Source organism: Corynebacterium sp. NPDC060344, from assembly GCF_042725215.1.
In the GTDB taxonomy this organism is placed as follows: domain Bacteria; phylum Actinomycetota; class Actinomycetes; order Mycobacteriales; family Mycobacteriaceae; genus Corynebacterium.
This window is the reverse complement of record NZ_JBHXCS010000001.1, coordinates 325,000-343,579: the sequence shown is the minus strand read 5'-3', so window position 1 is coordinate 343,579 and position 18,580 is coordinate 325,000. Positions and strand designations below refer to the sequence as shown.

18 protein-coding genes are annotated in these 18,580 nt (G+C 70.2%); 10 read left to right on the top strand and 8 right to left on the bottom strand.

Annotated elements, in window-relative coordinates; translation table 11 throughout:
* Window positions 1-2 precede the first annotated feature (2 nt).
* The 3 genes from ACFWGD_RS01595 to ACFWGD_RS01585 all read left to right on the top strand — a co-directional run bounded on the left by ACFWGD_RS01595 (window position 3) and on the right by ACFWGD_RS01585 (window position 3,644).
* Complete coding sequence (locus ACFWGD_RS01595) at window positions 3-929, top strand: ABC transporter permease (protein WP_377776756.1); 927 nt, start codon at window positions 3-5, stop codon at window positions 927-929.
* Window positions 922-1,893 (top strand): ABC transporter permease, encoded by a 972-nt coding sequence (locus ACFWGD_RS01590; protein ID WP_377776755.1) that lies wholly within the window; start codon window positions 922-924, stop codon window positions 1,891-1,893. The genes ACFWGD_RS01595 and ACFWGD_RS01590 overlap by 8 nt, the downstream gene beginning before the upstream one ends.
* Window positions 1,894-1,961: 68 nt before the next feature.
* Window positions 1,962-3,644, top strand: coding sequence for a dipeptide ABC transporter ATP-binding protein (locus tag ACFWGD_RS01585; protein WP_377777011.1), 1,683 nt, complete (start codon window positions 1,962-1,964; stop codon window positions 3,642-3,644).
* A gap of 78 nt (window positions 3,645-3,722) precedes the next feature.
* Here the strand turns inward: ACFWGD_RS01585 and ACFWGD_RS01580 are convergent, their stop codons facing one another.
* The gene (locus ACFWGD_RS01580; RefSeq protein ID WP_377776754.1) at window positions 3,723-4,658 is read right to left on the bottom strand and encodes a hypothetical protein; all 936 of its coding nucleotides are present in this window, start codon (window positions 4,656-4,658) and stop codon (window positions 3,723-3,725) included.
* A 177-nt stretch (window positions 4,659-4,835) separates the two neighbouring features.
* Here ACFWGD_RS01580 and ACFWGD_RS01575 point away from each other — a divergent pair, with 177 nt between their 5' ends.
* From ACFWGD_RS01575 to ACFWGD_RS01565, 3 genes are all read left to right on the top strand, one after another.
* Window positions 4,836-5,819 (top strand): hypothetical protein, encoded by a 984-nt coding sequence (locus ACFWGD_RS01575; protein ID WP_377776753.1) that lies wholly within the window; start codon window positions 4,836-4,838, stop codon window positions 5,817-5,819.
* Between the two features lie 98 nt (window positions 5,820-5,917).
* Entirely contained in the window at window positions 5,918-6,940 is a 1,023-nt protein-coding gene (locus ACFWGD_RS01570) for a 3-isopropylmalate dehydrogenase (RefSeq protein WP_377777010.1), read from the top strand.
* A 274-nt stretch (window positions 6,941-7,214) separates the two neighbouring features.
* A complete protein-coding gene (locus ACFWGD_RS01565) occupies window positions 7,215-7,532 on the top strand; it encodes a hypothetical protein (RefSeq protein ID WP_377776752.1) in 318 nt (105 codons plus the stop codon).
* Here ACFWGD_RS01565 and ACFWGD_RS01560 read toward each other — a convergent pair.
* From ACFWGD_RS01560 to ACFWGD_RS01540, 5 genes are all read right to left on the bottom strand, one after another.
* Entirely contained in the window at window positions 7,438-9,387 is a 1,950-nt protein-coding gene (locus tag ACFWGD_RS01560; RefSeq protein WP_377776751.1) for a heavy metal translocating P-type ATPase, read from the bottom strand. The genes ACFWGD_RS01565 and ACFWGD_RS01560 overlap by 95 nt on opposite strands.
* Before the next feature lie 38 nt (window positions 9,388-9,425).
* Complete coding sequence (locus tag ACFWGD_RS01555) at window positions 9,426-9,677, bottom strand: heavy-metal-associated domain-containing protein (RefSeq protein WP_377776750.1); 252 nt, start codon at window positions 9,675-9,677, stop codon at window positions 9,426-9,428.
* Between the two features lie 101 nt (window positions 9,678-9,778).
* A complete protein-coding gene (locus ACFWGD_RS01550; protein ID WP_377776749.1) occupies window positions 9,779-10,558 on the bottom strand; it encodes a Crp/Fnr family transcriptional regulator in 780 nt (259 codons plus the stop codon).
* 2 nt (window positions 10,559-10,560) lie between these two features.
* Window positions 10,561-11,289, bottom strand: a complete 729-nt coding sequence (locus tag ACFWGD_RS01545; protein WP_377776748.1) for a DUF664 domain-containing protein — start codon at window positions 11,287-11,289, stop codon at window positions 10,561-10,563.
* Window positions 11,290-11,346: 57 nt separating this feature from the next.
* The gene (locus ACFWGD_RS01540; protein WP_377776747.1) at window positions 11,347-12,105 is read right to left on the bottom strand and encodes a hypothetical protein; all 759 of its coding nucleotides are present in this window, start codon (window positions 12,103-12,105) and stop codon (window positions 11,347-11,349) included.
* 156 nt (window positions 12,106-12,261) lie between these two features.
* Here ACFWGD_RS01540 and ACFWGD_RS01535 point away from each other — a divergent pair, with 156 nt between their 5' ends.
* The 3 genes from ACFWGD_RS01535 (at window position 12,262) to ACFWGD_RS01525 (ending at window position 15,616) form a co-directional block, all read left to right on the top strand.
* Window positions 12,262-14,121, top strand: coding sequence for a DUF294 nucleotidyltransferase-like domain-containing protein (locus ACFWGD_RS01535; protein WP_377776746.1), 1,860 nt, complete (start codon window positions 12,262-12,264; stop codon window positions 14,119-14,121).
* Between the two features lie 13 nt (window positions 14,122-14,134).
* Window positions 14,135-14,761 (top strand): exonuclease domain-containing protein, encoded by a 627-nt coding sequence (locus ACFWGD_RS01530; protein ID WP_377776745.1) that lies wholly within the window; start codon window positions 14,135-14,137, stop codon window positions 14,759-14,761.
* Window positions 14,762-14,827: 66 nt separating this feature from the next.
* Window positions 14,828-15,616 (top strand): fumarylacetoacetate hydrolase family protein, encoded by a 789-nt coding sequence (locus tag ACFWGD_RS01525; RefSeq protein ID WP_377776744.1) that lies wholly within the window; start codon window positions 14,828-14,830, stop codon window positions 15,614-15,616.
* A 91-nt stretch (window positions 15,617-15,707) separates the two neighbouring features.
* Here the strand turns inward: ACFWGD_RS01525 and ACFWGD_RS01520 are convergent, their stop codons facing one another.
* Together ACFWGD_RS01520 and ACFWGD_RS01515 are read right to left on the bottom strand one after the other, a co-directional pair.
* Window positions 15,708-16,865, bottom strand: a complete 1,158-nt coding sequence (locus ACFWGD_RS01520; RefSeq protein WP_377776743.1) for an isochorismate synthase MenF — start codon at window positions 16,863-16,865, stop codon at window positions 15,708-15,710.
* A gap of 177 nt (window positions 16,866-17,042) precedes the next feature.
* A complete protein-coding gene (locus tag ACFWGD_RS01515; RefSeq protein ID WP_377776742.1) occupies window positions 17,043-17,810 on the bottom strand; it encodes an SDR family oxidoreductase in 768 nt (255 codons plus the stop codon).
* 37 nt (window positions 17,811-17,847) lie between these two features.
* On the opposite strand from ACFWGD_RS01515, the gene ACFWGD_RS01510 reads away from it, so the two are divergent.
* A complete protein-coding gene (locus tag ACFWGD_RS01510; RefSeq protein WP_377776741.1) occupies window positions 17,848-18,573 on the top strand; it encodes a TIM barrel protein in 726 nt (241 codons plus the stop codon).
* Window positions 18,574-18,580 lie beyond the last annotated feature (7 nt).

Genomic DNA, 18,580 nt, shown 5'->3' with positions numbered 1-18,580 from the left:
CAGTGCCGTGGTACATCGGCAAGCGGCTGCTCCAAATGATCCCGGTGTTCTTCGGGGCCACCTTCCTGATCTACGCGATGGTGTTCCTGACCCCGGGTGATCCGATCCAGGCGCTGGCGGGCGACAAGCCCCTCACGCCGGCGGTCGAGAACGAGCTCCGCGAGCGCTACAACCTGGACAAGCCCTTCCTCGTGCAGTACCTCATGTACGTCGGCGGCATTCTCCAGTTCGATTTCGGGCAGACCTTCTCGGGTCGGCCCGTCACGGCCGTTTTGGCCGAGGCATTCCCCGTCACCATCAAGCTGGCGCTCATGGCGCTGGTGATCGAGACCGTCTTCGGCATCGGCTTCGGCGTCGTCGCCGGCCTGCGCAAGGGCGGCTGGTTCGACTCGACCGTGCTGGTGGCGTCGCTGTTCATCATCGCGGTGCCCATCTTCGTCATCGGCTTCGTCGCCCAGTACCTCTTCGGCATCAAGTGGGCGGTGGTGCCGCCGACGGTCGGCGGCAACGCCGACTTCGTCGACTTGATCATGCCGGCCACGGTGCTGGGGCTGGTGTCCTTCGCCTACGTGCTCAGGCTCACCAGGTCCTCCGTCGCCGAGGCGGTCGGGTCGGACTTCGTCCGCACGGCCTACGCGCGCGGCATGTCCCGCCGCGGGGTCGTCGGCTCGCACGTCCTGCGCAATTCGCTGATCCCCGTGGTCACGTTCATCGGCGCGGACCTTGCGGCCCTGATGGGCGGGGCGATCGTCACCGAGGGAATCTTCAACATCCCCGGCGTGGGCGGCCTGATCTTCCGGTCCGTCACCATCGGCGAAACGCCGACCGTCGTCAGCGTGGTCACCGTGTTGGTGATCATCTACATGGTGGCCAACCTGCTCATCGACCTCCTGTACGCCGCACTCGACCCGAGGATCCGATATGCCTGATCCAAGAAACGTTCCCGCGGCCATGGGCGACGCCGACGTCCGGCTGCAGCGCGGGCACGCGCCCGTGTCGACCGAGGACGTGCTCACCCGCGACCAGAAGCTCCCCGACACCGTGCCCCTGGGCATGTGGGGGGAGGCCTGGCGGCGCATGCGCCGGCGGCCCCTGTTCTGGGTGTCCATGGCGATCATCGCCCTGGTCACCATCGTCGCGCTGTTCCCCGGCCTGTTCACGTCGGTGGACCCCCGTGCCGCCGACCTGCGCAATTCGCTGGGCGATCCCGCCGACGGGCATCCCTTCGGGTTCACCCAGCAGGGCTACGACGTGTACTCGCGCGTCATCTACGGGGCGCGCCCGTCCGTCATCGTGGGCGTGTGCGTGACGCTGCTGGTGACGCTGCTCGGCGTCCTCATCGGCGCGACCGCCGGCTGGGTCGGGGGCATCCTCGACGCATTCCTGTCGCGCATCACGGACATCTTCTTCGCCATCCCGCTGCTGCTGGCCGGCATCGTGCTGATGCAGGTCTTCCCGCAGCGCGACGTGTGGACGGTGACGCTGGTGCTGGCGCTGTTCGGCTGGCCGTCGATGGCCCGCGTCGTGCGCTCGGCGGTGCTGTCGGTGAAGAACAACGACTACGTCATGGCGTCGCGCGCGCTGGGCCTGTCCGGCGGGCGCATCCTGCTGCGGCACGTCCTGCCCAACTGCCTGGCGCCGATCATCGTCATGGCGACGACGTCGCTGGGCATCTACATCGTTGCCGAGGCCACGCTGTCCTACCTGGGCATCGGACTGCCGCCGACCGAGGTGAGCTGGGGCAACGACATTTCCGTCGCCCAGAACACCCTGCGCCAGTCGCCGACGACGCTGTTCTACCCGGCCGGCGCCCTGGCCCTGACCGTGCTGGGATTCATCCTGCTCGGCGACGTGGTCAAGGACGCCCTCGACCCGAAGGAGAGGAAGAAGTGACCGAATCACGCACTCCCGATCACGCTTCCGGGGCCACCGCGGCCGGCGCCGCCGAGCCGCTGCTGTCCATGCGCGGCGTGGACATCGCCTTCGGCGGGAAGAAGAACCCGGCGCCGACGGTGTTCGGCGTCGACCTGGACATCTACCCGGGTGAGACGGTGGCCATCGTCGGCGAGTCGGGTTCCGGCAAGTCGACGCTGGCGCACTCGATCATCGGGCTGCTGCCCGGCGGCGGCCACGTCACCGGCGGCACGATCACGTTCGACGGCGAGGACATCACCCACGCCGGTGACCGCCGCATGACCGCCCTGCGCGGCGCGGAGATCGGCCTGGTTCCGCAGGACCCGATGTCCAACCTCAACCCGGTGTGGAAGGTCGGCCACCAGATCAAGGAATCGCTGCGGGCCAATGGCATCGCCAAGGGATCGAAGGCCCATTCCCGGGCCATCGAGCTGTTGGAGGAGGCCGGGCTTCCCGACGCCTCCCGCCGCATCGACCAGTACCCGCACGAATACTCCGGCGGCATGCGCCAGCGCGCGCTCATCGCCATCGGTTTGTCGGCGCGGCCGAAGCTGCTCATCGCCGATGAGCCGACGTCGGCGCTGGACGTGACGGTGCAGCAGCAGATCCTCGACCACCTCGACGGGCTGACCCGCGAGTTGGGCACGTCGGTGCTGCTGATCACCCATGACCTGGGGCTGGCCGCCGAGCGGGCGTCCCGGATCATCGTGATGAGCCAGGGCCACGTCGTCGAATGGGGCCCCGCGCGGGAGATCCTCCAGGATCCCCGCCACGAGTACACCAAGCGCCTGGTGGCGGCGGCGCCGTCGCTGCGCGCCCGCCGCGACGACGTCCTCGATCGCCGCGCGGCCGTCCGTGCGGAGTCGATGGAGCATGCGACCGACCTCGCCGAGACCGTGGACACCCCCGCGGAGGCCCCGATCCTCGAGGTCCGCAACCTGACGAAGGTCTTCGACGTCCCGGGCGCGCGCCCGTGGAAGAAGGACTCCTTCACCGCGGTCGACGACGTGTCGTTCTCCATGCCGCGCGGCACCACCACGGCGATCGTCGGCGAGTCCGGTTCGGGCAAGTCGACGGTGGCGCAGATGGTGCTGGGGCTGTTGGACCCGACGTCGGGCTCGGCGCATTTCGATGGCGAAGACGTCGTCAAGCGATGCGCGAAGCGCGGCGGCGACGGCGGGGAGCTGGACTTCCGCCGGCGCGTGCAGCCGATCTTCCAGAACCCGTACGGGTCGCTGGACCCGATGTATTCGGTGTACAACACCGTCGTGGAGCCGCTGCGCATCCACGGCATCGGCGACGAGAAGTCGCGGCAGGCCCGCGTCAACGAGCTGCTCGACCGCGTGTCCATTCCCCGGCAGATGGCGCACCGCTATCCCGGCGAGCTGTCCGGCGGCCAGCGCCAGCGCGTGGCCATCGCCCGCGCCCTGGCGCTCAACCCGGAGCTGGTGGTCTGCGACGAGGCGGTCAGCGCGCTCGACGTGCTGGTGCAGTCGCAGATCCTCGACCTGCTCAATTCGCTGCAGGCGGAGCTGGGGCTGTCGTACCTGTTCATCACCCATGACCTGGCGGTGGTCAAGCAGATCGCCGACCAGGTGCTGGTGATGGAGAAGGGCCGGATCGTCGAGACCGGCCGCACCGACGAGCTCTTCGAGAACCCGTCGCAGGACTACACCCGCCGCCTCATCGATTCGATTCCCGGCGGCAGCATCGAGCTCCACGCGGGATAGTTTCCCGCTCCCGGTGCGTGACGACGCCCGTCCCCGGCCTTCGCGGCCCGGGACGGGCGTCGTTTCGCGTTGCGGTGGTCAGATCGGGTCGTGGTCGAAGTCATCGTCCATGTCGGCGTCGAGGGCCAGGACGGCCCGGCGGAAGCGGCCCTCCGACAGCCGCACCTCGCCGGTGATGGGGTGGGCCCCGTAGGACACCGACTCGATGGCCATCTCGCCGCCGTCCCAGTGCATGAACCACACGCCGGGCATGCCGGTCGGGTCGGCGGCGTCGGCGGAGAACTTCATCAGCAGCTCGATGCTCTCCAGGTCGCACGGCTCGGCCAGGCCGGTGGCCAGGATCTCGTGGCGGTGCGGGATGGCGAAGAGCATGCCGTGGCCCAGGGAGTCGCCCCATCGCGCCTCGCCGCGCACGCCGCCGATCACCTTGCGGATGGCCGCGGGCACGAACGGCAGCTTCGACGCCACCAGGTTCGAGTCGCCCTTGAACGACCACAGCATCGCGCCGGTCTCCGGGCTCGTCATGATGTCCACGTCGCAGTGGAGCATCTCGGTGTTCTTGCGGGCGGCGTCGAAAAGCAGATCCAGGTCGCGGCCCTCGACGGCATCATCCGAGAGGTACGCCAGATGCTGCCCCATCTTCATCTGCAGGACCTCGTGGAACGGGCCGAACTTCCGGGAGTACGTGTACGCGCCGGGCCCGAACTCGGCGGGCAGCTCCCAGAGCAGCCGGGAGTAGGTGTTCTTCAGCAGGTCCACCTCGTCGATCGAGGGGATGTCGGGCGTGCCGTCGATGGCGGGTTTGATGAAGTCCTCGATGATGCGCCGCCACTTCGAGCGCGGGGCGTTGCCGAGCATGTGCTCGAGGTTGTGCGTGTTGAAGATGGTGCCGTCGCCCAGGTCCAGGCGGGCCCCGGCGCCGTCGTCGGCGACCCCCTCCACCGTGATGCCGGCCCACTTGAGCGTGCGGATGATCATTGTCAGGGACGGCCGTGCCGTCGTCGTTTCCCCCATGGCCCCGGAAGATAGCGGGGCCGGCGCGGGTCCGCAGAAGTGCAGTGACGGGGGTACCGGGTCGGGGGAGGGCCGCGGCATCGGGGATCCGGCGTGCCGGGAGTATTCTTGCGGGTGAAACGAGATTCGCGCGGGCTTGGCCGGTGGGTCTCCGGGAACCGAGGAGGCCGGTGGGCCATGGGCAGCACGGACAATGAACCGCTTTACGACGATCACTCGTGGGGCACCGCAGTTCCCGCGAGCGCAGGGGCCGACCCGAATCGGATGTCGCCGACGCTGCGCGGGGCGATCATCATCGTCGCGTTGTTGGCGGTGATCGCGATCGCGGCGGCCGTCATCGCGGTGGCAATGCGCGGCGGCGATGACGAGGGGGATGGGGGCGTTGCGGCGCCGGACACGACGTCGCAAAGCAGCCCCGCCACCGGCAAATCCGAGGACGCGGAGGCGACCGAGGAGGCGCCCGCCATGGACTCCGCGGCGATGCTCGAGGGAGCCGGATTCGACGTCGTGATGTCGGGGCCCGCGCCGGAGGCCGTCGATGCGTGGGGCGATTACCGGCTCGAACGCTCGGCGAGCGGGCGCGTGCGGGTGTCGGAAGTCACCGGTCCGAATGCGGCGACGCTCGACGGCGGGCAGTGGCCGATGTCGATGAACGATTGCGGGATTGTGACGTACCTCGTGGTTTTCCGGGGCGTGAACGAGAACGTCATGCTGAATGCGAGCCTGGTCAACTCCGTGGGCACGGTCGTCGCGTCGCAGCAGGGGGACCGGGGATGGATGCTGCTCACCAACTGCGCGACCCCGCAGTGGGAGTTCCTGTCGACGACGGATGCGGGCAACCTCGCCGACGTCGTCTACGACGTGCACGAATACCGCCAGTCCGCGACTGCGTCGGCATCGGGCTCGGGGGCTGGTGCGGGCGGCTCCGAGGTCAACGCGGATGGGGGAGAGACCACGTACTTCTACTACTGCGTCGAGGATTCTCCCGGGCAGGCGATCATGACGGACGGATCCGTCGGGTACGAGGAATATTGCCTGCAGGATCCTCAGGCGACCCGAGCCAACTTGGGCGAGCGATGCTGCGGCGCGCTCAATGGCGCGGATCTGTGCGGTGAGGAGTTGTGGTTCGACCTGTGCCGTTCGCGTCCGCCGGGGTGGTGACGCGTCGCAGTGGTCGGCGGTGAATCCCATCTGATAGGATGGCAGCGTCCATATAGTGAGAAGGGATCCCCGCGACAATGAGCGATACCACCGGCACGCTGAAGATCGCCGTCATCGACGGTGACGGCATCGGCACCGAGGTCACCGCAGAGGCCCTCAAGGTCCTCCGCGCCACCATCGGCGACTTCGAGACCACCGAGTACGACCTGGGCGCCCGCCGCTACGAGCGCAACGGCGAGCTGCTCACCGACGCCGACCTCGACAGCCTGCGCGATCACGACGCCATCCTGCTGGGCGCCATCGGCGACCCGCGGAAGGTGCCGCCGGGGATCCTCGAGCGCGGGCTGCTGCTGAAGATGCGCTTCGCCCTCGACCACCACGTCAACCTGCGCCCGTCGAAGCTGTACCCGGGCGTCGAGTCGCCGCTGAAGAACCCGGGCGAGATCGACTTCGTCGTCGTCCGCGAGGGCACCGAGGGCGCCTACACCGGCAACGGCGGCGCGATCCGCGTCGGCACGCCGCAGGAGGTGGCCAATGAGACCTCGGTGAACACCCGCTTCGGCGCCGAGCGCGTGGTCCGCTACGCCTTCGACCTGGCCATGACCCGCCGCAAGAAGCTGACGCTGGTGCACAAGACCAACGTCCTGGTCCACGGCGGCGGCCTGTGGCAGCGCACCGTCGACGAGGTCGCGGCCGAGTATCCCGAGGTCGAGGTCGACTACAGCCACATCGACGCCGCGACCATCTACATGGTCACGCAGCCGTCGCGGTTCGATGTCATCGTCACCGACAACCTCTTCGGCGACATCATCACCGACGAGGCCGGTGCGATCTCCGGCGGCATCGGCCTGGCGGCATCGGCCAACATCGACGCCTCCCGCACCAACCCGTCGATGTTCGAGCCGGTCCACGGTTCCGCTCCGGACATCGCCGGCCAGGGCATCGCCGACCCGACCGCCGCGATCCTCTCCGGCGCGATGATGCTGCGCCACCTCGGCCGCGAGGACGACGCCGCCCGCATCGAGCGCGCCGTCGAGGCCGACGTCGCCGAGCGTGGCGACGCCCCGATCGTCACCACCGAGGTCGGCGACCGCATCGCCGCCGCCGTCGCAAAGGGCTGAAGTAAAGGGCTGACGCGAAGGGCTGAAGCACGCGGCCGACTGCGCCGTGCCGCGGCGCATTGCCGATGCGCATGCCGGAAAATTCCCGGGGTGAGCGACACTAACTGCCGACGCTTCCGCGATTTCGTTGCATGAAAACGCGGAAGCGTCGGCAGTTAGATCCCGCGGTGCGGTCGCCGTCGCCGATGATTCCGGCGAACGGCCGATAGCGGCATGGCGCGGGGAGTAGCGTGGCCGGCGCGAGACTGCCGGAACGACATTCGAGGAGCGGGGATTGATCTACGTCAGCAGCGGTGTGGTGGCCGCATTCATGGTGTGGATCGTGCTGGGGGTGTGCCGGTACGCGTACAACCGCTCCACCGGGAAGCGACTCCCGATGAAGCGGGACGTGTTTCTCACCATCGGCGCCGTGGCCTGGGCCGCGTATACGTCGAAGTTCGTGTTCACGGACCTCGGCGCCCTCACCCCGGCCTACTCGGCGGAGTCCCTGGGCTTCTTCACCGTGTGGTTGATTGCAGGGTGGGCGTGCTATCGCCGCGATGGCGGGCTGCCGGAGTGGCAGAAGTACCCGGGGCTGAAGCTCGACGAGTAGCCCGCCGCGTGCGGCGCAGCAGCCGCATCGCGTTGCCGATGACCACCAGCACCGACGCCTCGTGGATGAGCATCCCGATCGCCATGGTCACCCCGCCCGCGAACACGCCGGCGAACAGCGCCGCGACCGTGATCAGGGCGATGGTGATGTTTTGCCGCATTACCGCGCGGGTGCGCTTGGCCAGGTCGATGGCCTCCGGGAGGCGCAGCAGGTCATCGGCCATCAGCGCCACGTCGGCGGTCTCCACCGCGACCGCGGATCCTGCCGCTCCCATGGCCACGCCGATGTCGGCGGTCGCCAATGCAGGGGCGTCGTTGACCCCGTCGCCAACCATGGCGACCACGCGGCCGCGGCGCTGGAACCCGACGATCTCGTCGAGCTTGCCCTCCGGCAGCAGCCCCGCGCGGATCTGATCGACGCCGGTCTCCGCGCCGATGGCCCGGGCGACGGGCTCGACGTCGCCGGTGAGCATGACCACGTCCTTCACACCCGCGGCGTGGAGCGACTCGACCATGTCGGCCGCCGTGTCGCGGACCCGGTCGGCCACGGCGATGACGCCGGCGACCCGATCGCCGACGGCGACGATCATCGGGGTGCGGCCCGACTCCGCCAGCCCGGCGGCCACCTCGGACGCGCGGGCGGTCGCGGCGGGATCGGCGCCATCGACGCCGAACTCCGCCAGCAGCGCCGCATTGCCCACCAGCACGCGGGTGCCGCCGACGTCGGCGCGGATGCCCTTGCCCGGCACCGACTCGACCTCGTCGGGCAACGACGCGTCCAGCCCTTCGTCCGTCGCGGCCTCCAGGATGGGCCGCGCCAGCGGATGCTCGGACCCGGCCTCGGCCCGCGCCGCCCAGGCGAGCAGGCCGGTGCGGCCGAGGTCGCGGTCAAGCGCGACGACGTCGGTGAGCTGCGGGGAGCCCACGGTCAACGTGCCCGTCTTGTCCACGGCCACCAGGTCGATGCGGGAGGCGGTCTCCAGGTATTCGCCGCCCTTGATCAGGATCCCGTCGCGCGCGGCCCGGCCGATGCCGGAGACGATGGACACGGGAATCGAGATGACCAGCGCGCCCGGGCAGCCGATGACCAGCAGCGTCAGCGCGAGCTCCAAATCGAGGAACGCCAGCCCCGACACCAGCGCCAGCACGATGACGGCGGGCGTGTACCAGCGGGCGAAACGCTCCATGAACGTCTGAGTCGGGGCCTTGGCGTCCTGCGCCTCCTCGACTCGGTGGATGATCCGCGCAAGCGTGGTGTCCGCGCCGATGCCGGTGGCGCGCACCCGCAGGAAGCCCCCGCGGGAGATGGTGCCGGCGAAGACGCGGTCGCCGGCGACCTTCTCCACCGGCACCGACTCGCCGGTGATCGACGCCTGGTCGATCGCGCCGACGCCCTCGGCGACCACGCCGTCGACGGGCACCTTCGCGCCGTTTTTCACGATCACCGTTTCGCCCGGCTCGACCGACCCGGCCGGCACTTCCTCGGGCACGCCGTCGCGCAGCACGACCGCGACGTCCGGCGCGACGGCCACGAGCTCCTGCAGCGCCGACCGCGTCTTGGCCAGCGTCGCCGACTCGAGCGCCGCGCCGATGGCGAAGAGGAACGTCACCGCCGCGGCCTCCCAGTAGTTGCGCACCGCGATCGCGCCGACCGCGGCGACGGTGACCAGCGCGTCGATGCCGATGTCGCGGGCCAGCAGCGCGCGGACCGCGTTGACGGCGATCCGCCAGCCGGCGATGACGGCCGCGGCGACCATGAGGGCGTCGGAGCCGGTCGCCCACGACGCCGCGATGAGCGCGCCGGACACCGCCGGCACCGTCCATCGCCCGTATCTGATCCGATTGAACATGTTCATCGTCGTCTCCTTCGATTCACCAGGTGGGCGGGTCGGCGTCAGAACGCCGCGGGCTTTGCGACGTAGCCGGCCTTGCGGACCTGGGCGACGAGTTCATCGGTTCCGACGGCATCGGGGTCGTGGTCGACTTCGATGCGGGAGCTGGCGAAGTGGACCTTCACGGATTCGACGCCGTCGAGGCGGCCCAGGCGCTTCTCGATCTTCGACACGCACGACGGGCAGGAGAAGCCCTCGGCGCGCAGGAGGGTGCGGACGGAGTTGGTGGTGTTGGAGTTGGTGGTGGCAGACATGATCGTCGTGTCCTTCCGGGGCGGGGGCCGGGGTACCGGCCCGATTTCCTGTTGACGCCCCTGAAGTTATTGCCGCCGCGCCCGGCGGTCATTGACGTGGATCAATCAACTGCACATTCGCCGGAAAGCTCCCTCAAACCGGCCGTGTCCAGCAGGGACGTCCACTTGCGGCCGGAGTCGATGAGGCCGTCGCGGCGCATCGCGCTCATCGCCCGGCTCACCGATTCGGTGGTCGATCCCGCCATCGCCGCGATGTCCGCCCTCGACAGCGGCACCTGGATCACCAGCCCCTGCGGGCGCGTCTCCCCGAACTTCGCCGCCAACCGCAGCAGGACGTGCGCCACGCGTTGGGCCACCGTGCCGGTCGTCGTCGCCGAAAACAGCCCCCGCACCTCGTGCAGCTGCGCGGCGACCTCGTCGAACGCCCGGACGGCGACCTCCGGATGGTCGGCGAGCAGTGCGCGGAATTCGACGGCGCCGATGCGCAGGGCACACGTGGTTTGCAGCGCCCGCACGGATTCGCCGTGGCGGGTGACGCCGAGCGTCGTCAAGCCCCCGAAAAGGTCGCCCGGGCCCAGGACATCGAGGATCGTCTCCACGCCATCGGGGCTGGTCCGCAGCACCTTCGCCCGGCCCGACGCCAGCACGAACAGCTCCTCGGCCGGATCGCCCTCCACGTAGAGGTGCTCACCCCCGGCCCACGCGTGGGCGGCCATGCGGGAATCGACGTCGGCGATGACGTCGTCGCCGAGCCCCCGGAACAGCGGCGTGCGTGCGAGCACCCGCAGGCGCACCGGCTCCGGGCAATGGTGGGGATGCCCGCAGCCGTGGCGCAGGGGAGTGGTGCGCGGGGCCGCCGCGCCGGAATCGGAACGCGCCAACCCTATTCCTCCAGCAGCGCGATGAGCTGCTCGCGGACCACCCACCGGCGGCGCTGCGTGCGCTCGGGGCCGACGACGCCCTCGGACACGCGGATGCACGCGGCCTCGATGTCGACGGTGCCCAACTGCATCCCGTCGGTGGTGGTGATGACGTGGCCGCCGTAGTACTCGTCCGGCTCGATCGCGTCGGCGGGATGGCCCTGGCGGTCGAGCTCGTCGATGATCAGGTCCAGCACCGACCGCTTCTGTCCGGCGCGCGGCAGCCCGGCGAGCAGGGCGTCGCGGGTGATCTCCAGGTGTCCCAGGTGCTGGGCGCATTCGTTGTAGACGTGCACCATGACGCCGCCGATCGTCGGCAGCCACCAGCGCTGCTTGTCGGCCGGCGGTGCGGCGGGCGCGGCCTGCGGGTCGGCGTCGCGCAGCTGCTCGAGCGCGGCGGCGATGACCTCGCGCTGCGCCGCGTGGCGCTCCAGCTCCGCGGCGACGCTGCCGGAGGCGGAGAACTCGTCGCTGCGGTCGCGGACGTCCTCGTTGCCCAGGCACACGTGGTCGAGCCAGTGCCGCGCCGATCCGCCGACGTGGCGCAGCAGCACCAGCGGGGAGTTCACGCCGGGGATGTCGGGGCGGGCGTTGGCCACCTCGTCGTCCATGCCGCCGACGATCGCGGCGATCGCGTCGAACGCCGTGAGAATGTGGGATTCCAGGGGGCGGGCGGGGTTGCGCGTGTTCATGCATCCACCATAGCCGTGATCGATGTCACACGGCAGGCTTTGCGACGGTCACGGCTTTCACCGTTCACCTGGTCCGGCCCCGGCATCCCCGTCGGCCGGCCCACCGGGGTTGATCAGGCCCGCGCGCATCATCGCGTCCTCGAAGGGGCCGTCGACGACGACGGAGGGCTTGCCGCCGGGGCCCGAGGGGCCGCGGACGTTCTGGATCAGCGGGCCATCGCTGAAGCCCGAGCCGACGGTGGCGGAGGAGACCTCGGGGTCGTGGATGTAATAGAGGCCCTCGAAGCCGGTGTCGTCGCCGAAGCGGTCGAGGAAATCGAAGAGCATGCCCACGCCCTGCAGCGAGGACTCGTCGATGAGCGGCACGCCGACCAGCGAACCCCGGCGAGGGGCGACGACGAGCACGCCTTCGCCGACGGCCGGGACGCCCGCGCGCTCGGCGATGCGGGCGGGCAGAGACGCCAGCTGGGAGGACACGAAAAAGTGGTCGCCCTCCAGCAGCCACATCGGGCCACCGCCCTCGACCTCGACGGGGGAGAGGTCCGACGGCTCGACCTCGGTGTTCTTCCGCGCCGCGGCGAACAGTAGCTCCAGGTCGCGGCCCGCCAGCTGGGCGTCGGTCAGCGTGGACACCTGGGACGGCTGATCGCGGCACATGACCTCCACCAGCGGGCCGATGCGCCGGGAGTACGCGTACTCCGCGTCGCGGGTCTCCTCGGTCATCCGGTCGAAGAGCCGGGACCGCAGCGAGTGCATGAGCTCGGCGTCGTCGGAGGGGAGTTCAGGGGGAATATCAGTGGGAATGTCCGCGCTCACGGGTCGTTCCTCCATCGCGGGGGCGGGTTCGGGGGTGTCCCCGGGTCCTGTATTGCTGCGTCGGCTGAACATGGGGCCAACCTAGCAGCGGTGTTCGATATTCTGGGGGAAACGAATGCCGCCGGGCCCTTCCCGGCCGGAGCCACAGGAGACACCATGTCCGTCGAGCTCGACGAAATCCGCGATTTCCTTCGCCAGACGCCCCCGTTCTCGGAACTGCCGGACGACGAACTCGCGACTCTGCCCGGCCGTCTGACCATGCGCTACGCCCGCCGCGGCCAGGAGGTCATCTCCGCCGGCCGCACCAGCGACGCGCTGTTCGTGGTGCGCTCGGGCCTCGTCGACGTCTTCGACGCCTCCGGCACGCTGCTCGACCGCCGCGACGACGGCGCCACCATGGGCTACTCCACGATGCTGTCCCACGAGCCGTCGCTGTACACGATGACTGCCGTCGAGGACACGCTGCTGCTCGCGGTGCCGGAGGACGTCTTCGACGATCTGATGACCCGCTTCCCACAGATCAGCCACCACTTCGGCGGCGAGAACGCCCGCATCCGCGCCGTCGCCTCGGACCTGCGCAGCTCGGCGTCCTCCGACGCACTGCGCACCCGCGTCGCCGACCTCATGGCCGGCAACCCGGTGCACATCGAATCCACCGCCACCATCGGCGAGGGCGCGAAGGTGATGACCGAGCGCAACGTCTCCTCGCTGCTCATCATCGACGGCGGCGAGCTGGCGGGCATCCTCACCGACCGCGACCTGCGCCGCCGCGTGCTCGCCGCCGGCCACGGTCCCGAATTGGTCATCGGCGAGGTGATGACGCCCAACCCCGTCACCGTCGAGCCGTCGATGCTCGCCTTCGAGGCGATGCTGCTCATGGCCGAGCGCGGCTACCACCACCTGCCGGTGGCCGACGATTCCGGCGTGGTGGGCATGGTCGTCATCGGCGACCTGCTGCGCACGCTGCACACCGACCCCGTCTACGCGACGGCGACGCTGGCGCGGAAGAAGACCATCGCCGAGATCTCCGAGGTCGCCGCCAACTCCCGCCGCGTGGTCAGCCGCTTCATCGAGCGCGGCGTCTCCGCCGACGAGATCTCGCGCCTGCTCACCGTCACCGCCGACGCGGTGGCCCGCCGGCTGCTGGACATGGCCGAGGAGAAGTTCGGCCACCCGCCGGTGCCGTACTCGTTCGTCGTCCTCGGCTCCCAGGGCCGCCGCGAAATGGGCATGGCCTCCGACCAGGACAACGCGCTGATCATCGACGACTCCTACGACGAAGCGGCCCACGGCCAGTACTTCACGGACCTCACCGAGTTCGTCTGCGAGGCGCTGGCCGAATGCGGCTACCCGCTGTGCCCGGGCGACATGATGGCGTCGAACCCGGAGTGGCGCAGGAGCCTGTCGTCGTGGAAGACGGTGTTCCACCAGTGGATCACCAAGCCCGACCCGGACGCGCTGCTGCATGCGCAGACCTTCTTCGACATCCGCGGCATCCACGGCGAGGACCAGCTCGTCGACGATCTCCGCTCGACGTACGTGCCCATCGCCGAGGGCTCCAAGCGCCTCCACGCGCACCTGGCCAAGCTGGCCGCGCACCGCGAGCCGCCGCTGGGCTTCTTCCGCGGCCTGGTGCTGGAAAAGGGCGGCAGCCACGAGAACACGCTGGACATCAAGAAGGGCGGCCTGGCCACCGTCGTGCAGATGGCCCGCCTGTTCGCCGTGGCGTCGGGCCTGCCGCAGATCGGCACGCGCGAGCGCCTCAACGCCGCCGCCGGCGCCGGGGCGGTCAGCCGCCAGGGCGCCGCGGACCTGCGCGACGCCTTCGACTTCCTGGCGAGCGTCCAGCTCGCCCACCACCACGACGCGGTCAACGCCGGCGAGGACCCGGACAACCACGTCAACCCGAAGGAGCTGTCCCGCCTGGAGCGCGAGCACCTGCGCGACGCCTTCGGGGTGATCCGCCGCCTGCAGCAGTCGCTGGCGACGAAGTACCCCATCAACCAGATGTCGTGACGGGACGGTAGCAATGGGACTCTTCGATTCGATGTTCGGCGGTGGCCGTCGCAAAGCAACCGGCGTGCTCGCCGAGTTCTACGACACCCCCACCCGCGACGACCGCTGGCTGGCCGTGGACGTGGAGACCACGGGCCTCGACGCCAACAAGGACCGCCTGCTGTCCATCGGCTGGGTGCCCGTCGACGGCAACGAGATCGTGCTCGGCGGCGCCAACCACGTCATCCTGCGCGGCGCGGCGGGGGAGGCCTCCGTCGGCGAATCGGCGACGCTGCACGGCCTCACCGACGACGCCGTGGCCATGGGCGTCGAACCCGCCGAGGCCATCGAGATGGTCATCGAGGCGCTCAAGGGCCGGAAGCTGCTGGCGCACTTCGCCAAGCTGGAGATCAGCTTCCTGGACAAGGCCTGCCGCCGGCACCTCGGCGCCGGGCTCAAGGTCGACGTCGCCGACACCATGCAGCGCGAATACCTGAAGTACCAGGCCGCCGACCGCGAGCCGCGCCGCGATGAACTGCGCCTGTGGACGTGCCGCGAGCGCTACGGCCTGCCGCCCTACAAGGCCCACCATGCGCTCACCGACGCGCTGGCGGGCGCGGAACTGTGGCTGGCGCAGGACGCCGCGGGACTGCCCAGGTGAGCGGGGGTGCCCGGGCCAGTGGGCCCGATCACGGTGATCGACGGTTCACCATGTAACCTGTGCCGCATGCGTATTGCTCGAATCGCCCACCCCGAGGGCATGTGCTTCGCGCTCGTCGAAGGCGAAGATGACGGTGTCCAGCTGCACGAAATCGAAGGCCACCCGTTCGGCGAGGTGACCAAGACCGGCCGTTCCTGGCCGCTCGCCGACGTGCGGCTGCTCGCCCCGATGCTGCCGTCGAAGGTCGTCGCCATCGGCCGCAACTACGCCGACCACGTCAAGGAGGTCTTCAAGACCTCCGGCGAGTCGCTGCCGCCGACGATGTTCCTCAAGCCGCCGACGGCCGTCATCGGCCCCGAGGCGCCCATCCGCATCCCGGATTTCGCCACGAAGGTGGAGTTCGAGGGCGAGCTGGCGATCGTGATCGGCAAGCCGTGCAAGAACGTCAAGGCGGCCGACGCCGAGGACGTCATCTTCGGCTACACCATCGTCAACGACGTGTCCTCGCGCGACCTGCAGTTCGCCGATGGCCAGTGGGCGCGCGCGAAGGGCATTGACACGTTCTGCCCGATCGGCCCGTGGATCCAGACCGAGCTGGATTACCAGGACCTGCCGATCAAGGCGCACCTGACGCAGAACGGCGTGACCGAGACCAAGCAGGACTCGAACTCCGACCAGATGATCATGTCGATCCCGGAGATCATCGAGTTCCTCACCGCGTCGATCACCCTGCTGCCGGGCGACATCATCTGCACGGGTTCCCCGGCCGGCACCGCGGCCATGTTCCCGGGCGACCGCATCGAGATCGAGATCCCGGGCATCGGCAAGCTGGCCAACCCGGTCGAGCGCGCCTAGCCGGTTCTTCCTGCTTGACGACGAACCCCTCCCGGACCTTCGAGGTCGGGGAGGGGTTCTCGCGTGCCCGGGTGAGTTCGGTCGGGGAGAATCAGAGCCCGAAGGCGCGCAGGACGGTGCGGAGCTTCGCGGTGGTTTCGGCGAGCTCTTCTTCGGGGTTGGAGTCGGCGACGATGCCGCCGCCGGCCCACAGGCGGGCGTCGGAGCCGCGGGCGTCGATCTCGGCGCAGCGGATGGAGACGACGAACTCGCCGTCGCCGTCGGAGTCGCACCAGCCGACGCAGCCGGCGTAGAAGCCGCGGTCGGATTCGACGGCCTCGATGACGCTCATCGCCGATTCGGTCGGTGTGCCGCAGATGGCCGGCGTCGGGTGGACCAGCAGCGCCAGGTCCAGGGCGGAGATGACGGGGTCCTTGAGTTCGCCGCGGATGAAGGTGCCCAGGTGCCACATCTCGGAGGTGCTCAGCAGCTGCGGTTCATGGGGGACGTCGAGGTGCGAGCACAGGTGCTCGAGGTTGTCGGCGATGTCGTCGACGACGAATTCGTGCTCGTCGTTGTTCTTGCGCGAGGCGGTGAGCTTGGCGGCGGCGGCCTCGTCGGCCGCGCGGTCGCGGGAGCGGGGCGCCGACCCGGCCAGCGGGAAGGCCTCGACGTAGCGGCCGCGGCGGCGCACGAGCATCTCCGGCGAGGAGCCGACCAGCAGCCGTCCGGTGAAGCGGCCGCCGGCGGGGCCGAGGTCGGCGACGAAGCCGTCGCGGTTGGGGGAGCGGTCGATGAGGCGGGCCGACAGCTGCAGCGGGTCGATCGGCGGATCGATGGCCAGGTCCAGCGCGCGGGCCAGCACGATCTTCTCCAGGCCGGAGACCTTGATGGTGCGGATCGCCGCATCGATGCGCTCGAGATGGTCCTCCGGCGAGGGGTCATGGCCGACGATGCGGGCCTTCATGTCCGGCGAATTCCACCGGTAGTGGGCCGGCGGCTCCAGGGGCTGCTCGGAGCGGATGACCTCGCGCGGCACGGTCAGCGCGGAGGGGTGCTCCGGGTTGAACGGGATGGCGCCGACGACCATCTGGTGCTCGCCGCGGCGCAGGCGCTCGGCGGCCAGCCACGGGTCGGTGTAGGTGGCCAGCGAGCCCTGCGTGCGCACGGAGCCGTGGCTGCGGGAGAGCAGGAAATCCGGGGCGGTGGCGGGGCGCCCGTCGAAGGGGCCGCGTCGCCCGCGGACGCATTCGTCGCCTTCCGAAGTCATCGGACCCGTTCACCGCCTTCCGTCGCTCGACCAGTCGCGATGCCGGAAACGGGCCGGTGAGTGCGGTGCACTGCCCCGGCCGATCCGTCATCCCGGGTGTGATTCGATGATACCCAGCGGTGCCCCGGGAACCGATTCGGCGGTGAAACCTCCATGTCAGGGGTGTTCACGGTCGGCTCAGCCCCGCCCCGCGAACGGCATTCCGGCGGCGGTGACGGTGAGCTGGTCCACGACGGCCGACGGCGGCAGCGATGCGGCGTAGACGAAGGCCCGGGCGGCCTCGGCGGCGGGGAAGGTCGGCTCCTCCACGCGCGAGCCATCGGCCTGCAGGGCGCCGGTGGCGGCCCCGAAGCCGGCGAGAAGCCCGGTGGCCGCGTTGCCGATGTCGATGCGCGTCGCCGTGATGCCGTGGGCCCGGCCGTCGAGGCCGGTCACTGCGGCCAGCCCGGCCAGCCCCGCCTTCGACGCAGCATAGGGCGCCGAGTGCGGGCGCGGCGTCTGCGCGGCGATGGAGCCGTTGAACAGGATCCGCCCGCCGGCGGGGTCCTGGGCGGCCATGGCCCGGAATGCGGCCCGGGCGGTGAGGAAGGCCCCGGTGAGGTTGATCTCCACGGTGCCCCGGAATCCCTCGGCGTCGATCTCGCCCAGCGGCGCGGTCGGCCCGGGCACGCCGGCGTTGACCACGACCAGGTCGATGCGGCCGAAATCCTCGGCGATGCCCGCGAACAGCGCGTCGACGCCGGCCTCGTCGGTGACGTCGCACCGCGCCCAGCTCAGCCGCTCCGGGTCCGCCGCGCAGGTCCGTTCCAGGGCCTCCGACGTGCGCCCGCAGATCCGCACGGTCCATCCGTCGGCGGCGAGCGCGGTGGCGACCTCGGCGCCGATGCCCGCGCCGCCGCCGGTCACCAGCGCGAACTTGCGGCCACCCGTCCTTGCCTCGTTCATGGCTCGAATTGTGGCATGCGCCACTACGCTGGCGTGCATGACCCCCGCCGATCACGTGGCCAATTGCTCGATCCTCTTCCCGGGCCGCGCTCCCGCCGATGCCGCCCGCGCCGCCGCCGGCGCCGGTTACCGCGAGGTCGAATTCTGGTGGCCGTTCGCGGTGGAGGAGCCGTCGGCAAGCGAAGTCCGGGACTTCGCCGCGGCGCTGGACCTGGCGGGCGTGCGGCTGGTCGCCATCAATCTGTGGGCCGGCGACATGGCCGCCGGCGAGCGCGGGGTCCTGCACGAACGGATGCTTTCCGACGCCCACCTGGACGCCATCCGCCGCCTGCGCGACCTGACCGGCGTGGCCATGGGCAATCTGCTCCCCGGCGCGGGCGGCCCCGAGGTGACGGAGACGCAGCGGCGGCACGTGCGCGCCGTCGCCGACGCGCTGCCGGGCTTTACGCCGCTCATCGAGCCGATGTCCGGCAACCCGGACCTGCCCGTGCGCGGCCCATGGACTGCCGTCGAGCTGTGCCGGGACACGGGGGCCGGGCTGCTCCTCGACCTTTTCCACCTCGCGGAGCTGGGCGTCGACGTCGACGCGTGGCTCGACGACGTCGCCGCGGGGCAGCAGCCGCTGCCGCACCACGTGCAGATCGCCGACTCCCCGGGGCGCGGCGCCCCCGGCAGCGGCGCCGCGCCGATCGGGGCGTGGCTCGACCGGCTCGCGGACCTCGGCTACTCCGGGCGCATCGCCGACGAATGGGCCGGCAACTAGCCGCCGC